The 11,312-nt window shown below is 61.1% G+C and carries 14 protein-coding genes and 1 pseudogene; 7 read left to right on the top strand and 8 right to left on the bottom strand.

From position 1 onward, the window contains the following. The coding region (locus FMZ75_RS20200; RefSeq protein ID WP_246729146.1) for a LysR family transcriptional regulator at window positions 1-556 on the bottom strand (556 nt) is incomplete at its 3' end. Between the two features lie 179 nt (window positions 557-735). On the opposite strand from FMZ75_RS20200, the gene FMZ75_RS20195 reads away from it, so the two are divergent. The 5 genes from FMZ75_RS20195 to FMZ75_RS20175 all read left to right on the top strand — a co-directional run bounded on the left by FMZ75_RS20195 (window position 736) and on the right by FMZ75_RS20175 (window position 4,518). Further along, the gene (locus tag FMZ75_RS20195) at window positions 736-1,077 is read left to right on the top strand and encodes a 4Fe-4S binding protein (RefSeq protein WP_370464766.1); all 342 of its coding nucleotides are present in this window, start codon (window positions 736-738) and stop codon (window positions 1,075-1,077) included. A 51-nt stretch (window positions 1,078-1,128) separates the two neighbouring features. Continuing rightward, entirely contained in the window at window positions 1,129-2,016 is an 888-nt protein-coding gene (locus FMZ75_RS20190) for a pirin family protein (RefSeq protein WP_166145841.1), read from the top strand. Window positions 2,017-2,068: 52 nt separating this feature from the next. Then, complete coding sequence (locus FMZ75_RS20185; RefSeq protein ID WP_142862058.1) at window positions 2,069-2,506, top strand: DoxX family protein; 438 nt, start codon at window positions 2,069-2,071, stop codon at window positions 2,504-2,506. 325 nt (window positions 2,507-2,831) lie between these two features. Further along, window positions 2,832-3,275, top strand: coding sequence for a hypothetical protein (locus tag FMZ75_RS20180; protein WP_246659751.1), 444 nt, complete (start codon window positions 2,832-2,834; stop codon window positions 3,273-3,275). A 403-nt stretch (window positions 3,276-3,678) separates the two neighbouring features. Further along, on the top strand, window positions 3,679-4,518 hold the full coding sequence (locus FMZ75_RS20175) for an SDR family oxidoreductase (RefSeq protein WP_166145838.1): 840 nt from the start codon (window positions 3,679-3,681) through the stop codon (window positions 4,516-4,518). 348 nt (window positions 4,519-4,866) lie between these two features. Here FMZ75_RS20175 and FMZ75_RS20170 read toward each other — a convergent pair whose 3' ends face one another. Then, a complete protein-coding gene (locus tag FMZ75_RS20170) occupies window positions 4,867-5,136 on the bottom strand; it encodes a hypothetical protein (protein WP_166145835.1) in 270 nt (89 codons plus the stop codon). A gap of 142 nt (window positions 5,137-5,278) precedes the next feature. Between FMZ75_RS20170 and FMZ75_RS20165 the strand changes: the two are divergent. Further along, a pseudogene (locus tag FMZ75_RS20165) lies at window positions 5,279-5,691 on the top strand (DDE-type integrase/transposase/recombinase); the annotation flags it as partial. Between the two features lie 124 nt (window positions 5,692-5,815). Here FMZ75_RS20165 and FMZ75_RS20160 read toward each other — a convergent pair. Continuing rightward, on the bottom strand, window positions 5,816-7,651 hold the full coding sequence (locus FMZ75_RS20160; RefSeq protein ID WP_166145832.1) for a carbamoyltransferase: 1,836 nt from the start codon (window positions 7,649-7,651) through the stop codon (window positions 5,816-5,818). Between the two features lie 9 nt (window positions 7,652-7,660). Continuing rightward, entirely contained in the window at window positions 7,661-7,810 is a 150-nt protein-coding gene (locus FMZ75_RS20155) for a DUF5989 family protein (protein ID WP_166145829.1), read from the bottom strand. Window positions 7,811-8,123: 313 nt separating this feature from the next. Here FMZ75_RS20155 and FMZ75_RS20150 point away from each other — a divergent pair, with 313 nt between their 5' ends. Next, window positions 8,124-8,375: a hypothetical protein gene (locus FMZ75_RS20150; RefSeq protein ID WP_166145826.1), complete on the top strand. Its 252-nt coding sequence runs from the start codon at window positions 8,124-8,126 to the stop codon at window positions 8,373-8,375. Between the two features lie 152 nt (window positions 8,376-8,527). On the opposite strand, the gene FMZ75_RS20145 is transcribed toward FMZ75_RS20150, so the two are convergent. From FMZ75_RS20145 to FMZ75_RS20130, 4 genes are all read right to left on the bottom strand, one after another. Then, a complete protein-coding gene (locus FMZ75_RS20145; RefSeq protein WP_166145823.1) occupies window positions 8,528-9,802 on the bottom strand; it encodes an SGNH/GDSL hydrolase family protein in 1,275 nt (424 codons plus the stop codon). A gap of 341 nt (window positions 9,803-10,143) precedes the next feature. Continuing rightward, a complete protein-coding gene (locus FMZ75_RS22020; protein ID WP_255461853.1) occupies window positions 10,144-10,278 on the bottom strand; it encodes a hypothetical protein in 135 nt (44 codons plus the stop codon). A gap of 149 nt (window positions 10,279-10,427) precedes the next feature. Beyond that, window positions 10,428-10,916 (bottom strand): hypothetical protein, encoded by a 489-nt coding sequence (locus FMZ75_RS20135; RefSeq protein WP_166145820.1) that lies wholly within the window; start codon window positions 10,914-10,916, stop codon window positions 10,428-10,430. Window positions 10,917-11,006: 90 nt separating this feature from the next. Continuing rightward, complete coding sequence (locus tag FMZ75_RS20130; protein WP_370464765.1) at window positions 11,007-11,174, bottom strand: hypothetical protein; 168 nt, start codon at window positions 11,172-11,174, stop codon at window positions 11,007-11,009. Between the last annotated feature and the right edge of the window lie 138 nt (window positions 11,175-11,312).

Here is an 11,312-nt window from a genome sequence, read left to right as displayed (position 1 = left end):
ATGGGCGATGATCTGCGGCGGGAAGCGATGGCGCTTGTAGCTCACGGGTGATTGTTTCATGGCGGGAAGATCGCCCGTGTCGGCTTACCCGCGCGTTAATGTGACAACGCCTGCCGAAGGAGCAATGGCGACCGAGAACGGAATCGATGACGGCCCCCAATCCCTCCACGGCGATCCGCAATGGCGTGTCGGGAAACTCGGCTTGGAAGTCCACAACGGCGCGGGTCAGCGTTTCGGTCGGGAACAGCACATTGACGATGACGCTCAGCTCGGGCTCGAGCCCGCCAGCGAACCCTCGCGCTCGGGCTTTGAACAAATCCATGCTCGCGGCGACGGAGCGGGCTTCCGACAACAACGCCTTTCCCTCGGCGGTCAGCTGCGGGTAGCGGCCTTTGCGCTCGAACAGCCGCACGCCGAGCTGGCCTTCGAGATTGGCGAGCGTCTGGCTGACCACCGACTGCGCGCGGCCGAGCCTCCGCCCTGCCGCCGAGAAGCTGCCCTCATCGGCCGCGGCGATGAAAGTGCGAAGCTGATCTAGAGAGACGCCGTCGAGCATGTATCCGAGTACTAGATGGATTGTATCGAAATATATAGGCTATATCGATGAAAGGCAAACGCATATCTCTGAGGGCGTCGGCGCGTCGACGCCCCCGCGCTGCGGAGGCCGGCGGCGATGAAACCCACCGCCTCGACACATCGTTGGGAGCGCGCCGTCGATCCTCAGGAGAAAGCCCGGTGAGCACCAATCCTAAGAAAGTGAGACGGGCCGCCGCCCACCCCGATCGGCCAGGCGAGGCATGCAAGGCGGAACCCGGCGCCTATCGCCCCGAGGTCGACCCGCGCCGCTGCGAAGGCAAGGGCGACTGCATCGAGATCTGTCCATATGGCGTGTTCGAGCTCGGCCGTCTGCCCGATGAAACCTTCGACGCTATGCCGCTGCTCGCGCGGATGAAGTCTTGGGCGCATGGGCGAAAAACGGTCTTCACCCCCAAGGCCGACGCCTGCCGGGCCTGCGGCCTGTGCGTCGTGGCGTGCCCCGAGCGCGCGCTCCGACTTGTCGGGGCGGAGGTCGGCTGAACGCGGAAGCGCTTTTCGCTCCGCCGCCCGAGAATGGCAAAGGAACCTGCTATGTCTACTCGCGTTTCTCGCGTCGTCCCCGCGACGACACGGACCCTCGGCCTCGGCCTTTCCGTCAGCAGCGTCGATTGCGGCGCGCTTGGCGTCGCGGCCTCTCCCGTCATGTTGCTGGACCACTTTCGCGTGAGAGCGTCGCCGTTTCCGCCGCATCCGCACGCCGGCTTTGCCGCCGTCACCTATGTGCTCCCGGATTCGGATGGAGGTGTGCGCAGCCGCACCTCGCTCGGCGACGATCTCGTGATCGGCCCGGGTGGAATCGTCTGGACGCAGGCGGGGAGCGGCCTGATCCATGAGGAGGCGCCGTCCGAAGCGGGTCGTGAGCTTCATGGCGTGCCGATTTTTGTGAACGCAAGCTCGAGCCGCAAGCTGACGGCGCCACATGTCCTCCATCTCGAAAGAGATGGAGCGCCAGGATGGCGTAACGCCGAAGGCGACCATGTACGCGTGATCGTCGGATCCTTCGAAGGACTCTCGTCACCGCTCGTTCCAGTCGAGCCTTTCCGCCTGCTGGACGTCGAGCTGCATCGAGGATTCTCATTCGACGTCGCGGCCGGCGACAATGCGCTCGTCTATGTTCTTCACGGCGAAATCCTCGCGCGCGTCGAAGGCGACGAACGACGACTCGCTGAAGAGCAGGCCGTCACTCTGCGCGGCGACGACACGACGGCGGCTCTCGAGGCGCTGCGTCCCGCCCGTCTGCTGATCCTCTCGGGCGCAGAAATCCGCGAGCAGGTCGTCGAGCAAGGGCCGTTCATCATGAACGAGCAATCGCAGATCGACGCCGCCTTCGCGCGCTATCGAGCCGGCGAGATGGGCCGATTGACGCCCATGGCGAAGATTCGAGCGCCCTCGAACGAAGCGTCCATCGAACGAGCGTGAACGCACGCGGTTCGTCCGGCGCAAATCCCTCACAAAGCAAAGGAGAAATCTCATGACTGAAGCTGGAACCGCGACTCGCGCCGTTCGCCCCTCTCTGGGCTGGCGAGCGACTCTCTGGATCGCGCAGATTCTGCTCTCGCTTCTGTATGGGGCCGCAGGCGCGATGAAGAGCATCGCAACGCCCGAGGCGTTGGCGACGATGGGCGTCGCCTATGCAACCGACATTCCGTTCTGGCTGCTGCGCTTCATCGGCTATTCCGAGCTGGCGGGCGCGGTCGGAATCGTCCTGCCCGCATTGATCGGCGTCAAGCCGGGCCTCACGCCGCTCGCTGCGGCGGGATTTTCCATCATCCAAGTCTTGGCGATCGGCTTCCATATCATGCGCGGCGAGACGAACGCGTTGTCGATGAATCTTCCTCTCCTCGGCCTATCGCTGTTCGTGCTGTGGGGCTGGATCAGGCGGTCGCCTGTCGCGTCGCGCGGCAGGTGAGGCCCTGCCATCGACTCTAGCGCGGCTGTAGGTTGCAACCGGATCACAATTTGCTGCAGAATGCGGGACCCACTCAATCGCAGGCCTCCCCATCAGAAAGAGAAGAGGAACGATCGACGACATGCCTCTCGGACGAATTCTGACCTCCAAAGGCGCCCGTGTCCGTTCCCGGCTGTCGACGCGGACGCGTTCCTCTCAGTCGCTCGTTCGAGCCCTGTCCGGCGCAGCCATTTTGCTCCTGACATCGCCAGCCTTTATCGCTCCGGCGTCCGCCCATGGCGCGAAATGGGAAAGCCGATGCCAGATTTTTGTCGGTCCCGACGTCATGAATCTCGCCAGCTACTCGCCGGACGCCTCGCGCTCGGAGTACTGCCTCGATATTCCGTCGACAGGCCACGCGATCATCGCGCTGGACGCAGAACAGGATGAATTGCGCGACATGGCGATCGAGATTCGTATCGTCAAGGACACCGGCCGCGAAGAGAAGGAAAACATCGACGCCGTCACCGTCGCTTACAAGCCGCCTCGGGTCTATCCGACCGGGACCATCAATTTCGAGCATGTTTTTTCAGACGCCGGCTATTTCGTCGGCATCGTCACCGTCACGGGCGACCACGGCGAGCACTGGGTTTCACGGTTTCCCTTCTCGGTCGGCATGACCTTCATGCGCTTGCTGCCGGTCTATGTCCTGCAGATGGTCGGCGTAGCCGTGGCCTTCTTCCTCTATCTTCGGCGCCGTCCGATAGCGATGAAGAGGAGCCCGACGTGAAGACAAATTGCGAAAAGTTGACGCAGAGACGCTTCTGTGAGACGCTTTGAGCGTGGATGTGTGAAAGTCACGGCCCGGTTGGTAGTCCGGGTGGCGCTTACACGCTCGTAATTAGGTGCGCTCGTCATCGAGCCCCTTCCGACACATCCCTTTCCAAACGACAGGAAAGGTGTGTCCGCATGAAACTCTTGAAATTCCATCGATCCAGTCCCGGACTCTCGGCTGCTGAGTCCGCGCAACGCGACCATGAGCGCGATCGCTCCGTCTCGCCGCATTCGTCGGCGCATCGACAGGCGTAACCCGCTTCCCTCCGACATGATCCCGCAGCAGCGCGAGAGTCGTGAGACTTTCGGCATGGCTCCGCACGTGTCGCTGCGCATCGTAAACTCATGGAATGATGCAAATGTCCAAGAAAATCCTCGTCACCGGCGCGACCGGCAACACCGGCGCCTATCTCGTCGAGAAGCTCCTCGCCAGCGGCCATGCCGTGAAGGCCGCCTCGCGCTCGGGAAGACCCGTAGCCGGCGCGGAAGTCGCTCGTTTCGATCTGACCGAATCCTCGACCTATCCGGCCGCTTTCGAAGACGTCGATCGCGCCTTTCTGATTATTCCGGCCGGGCGGCTGAATAATGTCGAGTTCCTCGAGCCGTTCATCCGCTTCGCCGCGGATCGGCAAGTGAAGATCGTGTTTCAAACCGCTTATGGCGTCGAAAACGATCCGACCAGCCCCTATCGTCGCGCCGAGCTCGTGCTCGAAAGAGCGGGCGCGCCTTTCACCATCCTCCGCCCCAATTGGTTCTCGGATAATTTCCACACGTTCTGGCTCCCGGCCATTCGTCATGGAATCATCGCCGTGCCCCCGGGGGACAGCAAATCGTCCTTCGTCGACACGCGCGATATCGCCGACAGCGCTTTTGCGGCGTTGACCTCCTCGAGATTCGACGGGCGGGGATTCACGCTCACCGGCCCCGAGGCGCTCGGCTACGCCGAGGCTGCGGCAATTCTGGCGAAGGCGATCGGCAGGCCGGTCGAATATGATCCGGTCTCGGACACGCAGTTCATCGCGATTCTCACCGGCGCCGGCATGCCGGAGGATTACGCTGCGCATCTCGCCGAGCTGTTCGCCATGGCGCGGAAAGGATGGACCTCCGCCGTCACCGACGACGTGCAAGAGCTGACAGGCAAGCCCGCCCGCAGCCTCGCTGTCTACGCCGCCGACAATCGGGCGAAGTTCCTCGGTTGATCGAAACGCAATTCCGACTCGGCGCGAAACGCCGAGTCGGCGCCATCCTCCATCCGAATTGTCGGGCGACCGTCGTTCGGATGGAGTTCCGGCAAGAGCGTCGCGCCTGCCGGTGCGTCAGGCGACGCGCTCCGGCCTCCTGACGCAGCGACAACATCGAGCCGCCGCGCATCTAGCCAATCCCAGATCATCGTGGCGGACGCGCGGCGTCGTCGCCCAGAATCGAGCTGGCCCGACAACTTGCGCGCAGCATCAGCGGCATGAGCATAGGTGCTTGAGAATATGTCTAATCTACCCGGAAAAAGACGCACATATTCGCGTCGATCGCGATCTGCAGCAGCAGGATATTCACACCCGCTCGGTCGTTTGCAATGCGACCGAGCCCATGCGCCGCATGAAATGCGCGCCCACCGAGAGACGCGCCGCGCGGGTCATGCGGCGCAGATAGACGGCGATCGCAGCCATCGCCATCACGCCGACGGAAACGCGCCTGGCCGTCGCATGTGCGGACAGAAGCGCGGTCGTTTGCGCGTCGAGCACGATCCGCTCGCGCAAAGGGAGCGTGAATTTTCCGTCCGCCGGGGCGCGCCGCGACGACAGAGTGACAGCCTGCGGCAAATCGTGCGCATGTTCCGCCCAAAATCGCCGATCGGCGGTTTACGCCGGCGAGCCGTCATAGGCCGCATATTCCTTCACGACCTCGGCGAAGGAAACGAAAGGCGAAAGAGACGTCGCGAGCCCGCGACGCAACGCGGTATAGATTTCGCTCACGCGTAACGCCAAAGCTGCTCAGCGATTGCTGAAACGCCTTCTTCACAAGCAGGGCTGTCGCCCACGTCGCATAGTCACCGACAAGCTTGGCTCCTATGCCGTGGCCCGCTGGAAGATCATGCCGCGCGTCGAGCATCGATCGCACAAGGGTTTGAACAATCGCGCAGAAATCTCCCATGTCCCATTACGAAAGCGCGAGCGAGTGATGCAGGGGTTTCGATCATGGCGCGGGCTACAACATTTCGTCGACGTCTTCTCGGCAGTCCGCAATCTCTTCTTTCCATCCAGGCCTTCCAGGCGTTCCGCCATTGCCTCAGGGCGATGGCAGAATGGAAGTCCGCGACGACAACCGCTCGAGATCAGCCTGCGTGGCGTCAACGCGCCTGTATCGAGATTACGTGACATCGCCTCGCGGCTAAACTCGTCCTCCTCGAGGATAGGAGCTGATTGACGAAAAACGACACCAAAATTGCGTCAGAGCCCAAATTCATGGCCGTTCAGGGAACTTTGCGCCACATCCTTCGCGTCAATCGAGTTCGAATGCATTCCTGTAGTCGAGCGCCAGCTCGGGATTCTGTTCGCTCTTGTGCAGCACACAATTGCCGACGGCCAGGAATTCGATGTCGGAGCCCATGAAGCAGCGAAAGGCGTCTTCCGGAGTCGAGACAATCGGCTCGCCGCGCACATTGAAACTCGTATTGATCAGGACCGGGCAACCGGTGAGCGTCTCGAAACGCGTCAAGAGCCGATGAAATCGTGGATTAGTTTCGACATGAACGGTTTGGATGCGGGCCGAATAGTCGACATGAGTGACGGCCGGAATATCCGAACGGGGCACATTGAGCTTTTCAATGCCGAAGAGCGCCTGCTCGGCGTCGGTCATGGCGTGGCGATGGTCCGGCGTCACCTTCGCGACGAGCAGCATGTAAGGCGTATCGCAATCGATCTCGAACCACTCGGCGACGCGCTCGCGTAGCACCGAGGGCGCGAAGGGCCGAAAACTCTCGCGAAACTTGACCTTGAGATTGAGCGCCTTCTGCATGGTCGGCGAACGCGGATCGCCGAGGATCGAGCGTCCGCCGAGCGCGCGCGGCCCGAATTCCATCCGCCCCTGATGCCAGCCGACGGCCTTGCCGGCGACGAGCGCCTGCACGGTCTCCTCGATCAACGCGTCGTGGTCGACGACGACGAAGTTCGCTCCCATCGCGGCGAGTCGGCGCTCTATGTCGGTCTGTTCGTATCGCGGCCCTAAAAAGGATCCTTTCATCGCATCCTCGCCAGGAGAAATGCGCCGGGGCTGCCTCTTTTGATGATGATAGGCTCCGAGCGCAGCCCCCAGCGCGCCGCCGGCGTCGCCCGCCGCCGGCTGGATGAAGATCGATTCGAATCGGCCGTCGCGAAGCACCTTGCCATTGGCGACGCAGTTGAGCGCGACGCCGCCAGCGAGACAAAGATTCTTTTCCCCTGTTTCAGACGCCAGCCACCGCGTCATGCGCAGCACGACCTCCTCCGTCACCGCCTGCACTGACGCGGCGAGATCCATGTGGCGCTGGTCCAGCGGTTGTTCGGGGAGTCGCGGCGGCCCACCGAAGAGACGATCGAACTTTTCGTTCGTCATGGTGAAACCCGTGCAGTAGCCGAAGTAATCGAGATCGAGTCGAAACGAGCCGTCCGCTTTGACATCGATCAATTCGTCGAACATCAGCTTCGCGTATCGAGGCTCGCCATAAGGCGCGAGGCCCATCAGCTTATATTCCCCGGAGTTGACTTTGAAGCCCGTGTAATAGGTCAGCGCCGAAAAGAGAAGGCCGAGCGAATGCGGAAAATGGATTTCCTTGAGAATCGACAAATCCGCTCCGTTGCCGAGCGCGACGGATGTTGTCGTCCATTCGCCGACGCCATCCATCGTGAGCACGACCGCACGCTCGAATCCGGATGGATAGAAAGCCGAAGCCGCATGAGAGAAATGGTGCTCGGAGAAGAGCAGCTTGTCACTCGCGGCCAGGCCTCGGTCGATGGATTCGAGCTCTTTTGTCAGAATGTCGCGCTGAAAAATCTTCTCGCCGATCCAGAGCGGCATCGCCTTACGGAAAGATGCGAAGCCGCGCGGCGCGAAAGCGAGATAGGTCTCGAGAAGCCGTTCGAACTTTATAAAGGGCTTCTCGTAATAGACGACATGGTCGATCTCGGCACCGGTCGCGCCCGCCTGTTCCAGGCAAAAGCGTATCGCATTCGCCGGAAAAGCGGCGTCATGCTTGATGCGAGTGAAGCGCTCTTCCTGCGCCGCCGAGACGATCTCGCCGTCGTGAATGAGCGCTGCCGCGCTATCGTGATAGAAAGCCGAGACGCCCAGGATCAGCATGCTTTGGCCTTAGAACAGCGTGTAGATGAAGGGCGCGACGACCGACCCCTGACTCAACACGAAAACCGCGCCGAACAGCATGAACAGGACGAGGAGCGGAATCATCCAGAGTTTCTTGCGCGTGCGCAGATAGGCTACGAACTCTTTCAAGAAGGCCATTATATCCCCTTCAGAACTGTTGCTTCATAGAGTCTAGCGCGGGACCCGGCGGGTCGCGGCTGATCCAATAGGTCGACCGTGACGACGGTCGCAGCCGGAGAATGTCGCTTCCGAGGGCCTTCAAAACGAGCGCGACGGGCCACACCGCGCCAAAGAATAGAAGCCCCAAGATAAACGGGCTCATCACGGCGTGTAGCGCCAGTCCCAGCTTGAACCACAGGCGGTTCAAAGGCGCTAGAGCGTCGGATTTGAAAAATGCGAGACTGCCGAAGAGCAGGCCTGTCGCGACGGACCACCACCGGATCGATTCCCCATGACGAAGCGCCGGCCAAAAGGCGACGGCGAGAAAAATGGCCGCGAACGCCAGTCCGAAGCTGCGATCGGAAGACACGACCAATCTACGATTGGCTTTCAGCGATTCATGTCCTGTCATCGAGCGATCTTCTCTGATTGGTGGCTCATGAGCGACGAGGCGATGTGGATGCGCGCGATCCGTCTGTCGCTCGCCTTCGGCAAGGTCGCCGCCGGCCGCGCACGTCGGATGACCTGTTCATCATGGGCTTAGCCGACGTGCCGCTCCGCCGTGTCAAATCGGAATTTATGCGCACTGACGGGGGCCCCCTGCACAAAGAAAGCAGGATCCGACACTCATCCCCCGCAAGCCCAGAGAACCTCTTCGAACCCGAGAAGGGCATCCCCCGAGGAGCACGCCCCTCATCATTTCTTCTCGATTGACGCGAGCGCTTCCTTGAGCGCCGGACGGAGATAGTCCGCGAATTTCTCCGCGCCTTTCGGTGTCGGATGAATGCTGTCGAAGAAATAGGCGCCGCCCTGCGGCCCATCGGCCACGGACGCCATGACGTCGGCGAGATCGAAAGTCATCGCGCCGGCGAGACGCGCCGCCTCGAGATAGGCGCGCCCGCGTCCCTTCATGTATTCGACGGCGTCCCTAGCTTCGACGGCGCGCAGCCCATCGCTCGTCGCACAGGTCAAAGGCACGCGCATATCGGCGAAATGGAAGCTGGACGACGGCGCCCCATAAGTCGACGGCTCGCTCACCACGAGCAGCTCCGCGCCGAGCAGACGCTTCATCTCACTCCGAAATTCCGACAAATTCGCCTTCCAATCCTCGAAGGCGAGGTCTGTCAATTTGCGCGGCGAGTCGGCGCCATTGCAGGCGTCGAGCTCGACCTTCGGCAAATTCTGCTGTCCGCCCTGTATCTTCAACAAACCGGCTACGGCCATGGAAGGCGGCTCGGGAACGCTGTTGTTTTTCGCGGCGCCGGCGGGCGCCTTTGCAGAAGCGGCGGCCGTCATGCGCGCGACGCGCAGCAGATATTTCGCCCATGCAAGCGTTCGGAACGAAAAGCGACGAGATTTGTGCTCGGTCAAATAATCTTTCTCGTATATGGTCGCGAGACCGCTCGAAAATTTGTCGAATCTGTAGCGGGAATTGACGTCGGCGAAACGGCGGGACCATGCGGAATCGTTGTGGTTCGTCGCCAGCACAACAAGGTCGAATCGGTCGCCTCGTTCGGCTAAATACTTGGCGGTGATGTATTGGCTCAGCATCCCGGCCTCGGACATGCCGGCGTTGTACGTGGCGATCTCATCGCCGTCGCCGAGCCTTCCCGGCCACCGCGCAGCGTCGGGAAGAAACATGCCCTCCGTCACACTGCCGCCGAGAAACAAAACCTGATAGCGCGCCTTGCGCGCCGGCTCGGGCGCGATGAACCGATGGGGACCCACATGAAACGCGACCGTCTCCGCGCCCTCATACAGTCCACGAATGTCGAACACGACCAAGTAATCCGGCGGAAAAAGGCGCGGTGCACCGGGACTACGTTGAACTGCCTTCAAATATTCCAGGTTCGAGCCGTCATCGTCGCCAGGGACGGGCGGAAGCGCCAGACGAAAAACCACTTCGGCGAGAGCCACTCCCAGAACCAGCGAGAGGGAGACGGCGAGGACTGCCATGACTTTTTGTTTCATCGCAAACATTCCGTTGGTTCTCGAGCGGCGTCATGACGAGGTCGAATGCATTCTCTTTCGCTACGGGCTCACACTACTCTCGTTCTCGTGGCCAATCCGTACTTTGTCGCGAGTAATTGGCATCACGTCGGCGTTTCTCGATTACCGCCGATCGCGATCGGGGGTTCTGAGAGCATGCTGCCGCATCGCGTTGACTATCTGTCGCCTCATAGTCCGGTTGTTCGATGGATGGATGATCCCGAACTCGCTGCGCGCTTTCACTTTCTAGCGATTTTCAAAGGGAAGTGTGTTTCTGATCGATATCTCGGCCGCGGGCTCCGTCAGGCTATCGCGAGGCGATGTTAGCGCCGCGCGATAGCGGTCGTCATCCGAGACGCCGCGAGAGCGAGCAGCGGAAATATGTGCTTCACATGGTGATAGGCTTCTGTGAGAAAGCTCAGACAGAGCGTCCAGGCGATGTGGGCGCCGCTATGCATGTCTCAATGGTTCCGACATCACGACAGCTTATGGAAGGCCGAGCATGATGCAGCAAATCCGCGCATAGCGTTCAAACGGGTCCATTGCGTCGGCGCAAATGGGACGCCGGGCTCTCGGCCGCATTACGTGAGTGGCCATCTCTCGAAAATCAAAAGCGCGTGACATCCGAAAGGTTCCTTATTGCACTCAAAGGGAGGCTCTTCAGAATTCTCCCCCGTTCGTCGACTTTGGCGAGTAGTGGCTCTCTTGCCGTGACGGCGCTGGATTTGCGCCATTCGTCCTGGATCACAAACTGCGGGACGATATGAGCATGTAGCGGCTCACTCGTTCCAAGGCGCATGGCGTTCCTGATGAAGAAGTGCGAAAACGATGGTGCTTCGACGATCGGCAATTCGTACCAGCTCAAAGCGCTATTTGCCTCCTGCGCTTTTTCCAATAGGACCATCACGCGGCCTGCTTCTTCGCGCTGATCGTGTCCGAAGGCCAATATCACCAATGTCGGATCGCCTCGAAACGCCGCGGGGAAGCGCACGGCTTCGCCGGAAAGACTCATCATCTCTGTATCGGGCAATTGGCCGGCCAACGCAGGTCCAGCCATCGCAGTTGCAAGGAATAGAATGAGTGAACGCGCTTTCATAGAGCCTCCGTTTTGGCTGCGATCGATGTGAGCAGTTCTATCGGGCGGTAGATGCCGAATCCTCTCGTTCCGTAAGTCGCGCCCGAGCCGTCATTCTCTCGGCGTGTCGGGGAAAGGCGTCGGCGCCGAGTAGTTGGCCGGTACACGCTGCGTCAGAGCGCCGAGAAACGCCGTGATCGCCGCCGCGTCTTCGTCGGAGAGTTCGACGCCGAGCTGCGCCTTGCCCATCACCTGCACTGCGCGCGTCAGATCAGACACGGACCCGTCATGGAAATAGGGACCGGTGGCGTTGTCACATTAACGCGCGGGTAAGCCGACACGGGCGATCTTCCCGCCATGAAACAATCACCCGTGAGCTACAAGCGCCATCGCTTCCCGCCGCAGATCATCGCCCAT

Origin of the sequence: Methylosinus sp. RM1, assembly GCF_011378635.1 — a bacterium.
Lineage (GTDB): Bacteria > Pseudomonadota > Alphaproteobacteria > Rhizobiales > Beijerinckiaceae > Methylosinus > Methylosinus sporium.
This window is presented reverse-complemented; position numbering and strand designations above follow the sequence as displayed.

Excerpts from the sequence above, each read along its gene's own strand:
- FMZ75_RS20190 (WP_166145841.1), top strand. The coding sequence starts at position 1,129 with ATGTCTACTCGCGTTTCTCGCGTCGTCCCCGCGACGACACGGACCCTC.
- FMZ75_RS20185 (WP_142862058.1), top strand. The coding sequence starts at position 2,069 with ATGACTGAAGCTGGAACCGCGACTCGCGCCGTTCGCCCCTCTCTGGGC.
- FMZ75_RS20180 (WP_246659751.1), top strand. The coding sequence starts at position 2,832 with ATGAATCTCGCCAGCTACTCGCCGGACGCCTCGCGCTCGGAGTACTGC.
- FMZ75_RS20175 (WP_166145838.1), top strand. The coding sequence starts at position 3,679 with ATGTCCAAGAAAATCCTCGTCACCGGCGCGACCGGCAACACCGGCGCC.
- FMZ75_RS20160 (WP_166145832.1), bottom strand. The coding sequence starts at position 7,651 with ATGCTGATCCTGGGCGTCTCGGCTTTCTATCACGATAGCGCGGCAGCG.
- FMZ75_RS20155 (WP_166145829.1), bottom strand. The coding sequence starts at position 7,810 with ATGGCCTTCTTGAAAGAGTTCGTAGCCTATCTGCGCACGCGCAAGAAA.
- FMZ75_RS20150 (WP_166145826.1), top strand. The coding sequence starts at position 8,124 with ATGACGAAGCGCCGGCCAAAAGGCGACGGCGAGAAAAATGGCCGCGAA.
- FMZ75_RS20145 (WP_166145823.1), bottom strand. The coding sequence starts at position 9,802 with ATGAAACAAAAAGTCATGGCAGTCCTCGCCGTCTCCCTCTCGCTGGTT.
- FMZ75_RS22020 (WP_255461853.1), bottom strand. The coding sequence starts at position 10,278 with ATGCATAGCGGCGCCCACATCGCCTGGACGCTCTGTCTGAGCTTTCTC.
- FMZ75_RS20135 (WP_166145820.1), bottom strand. The coding sequence starts at position 10,916 with ATGAAAGCGCGTTCACTCATTCTATTCCTTGCAACTGCGATGGCTGGA.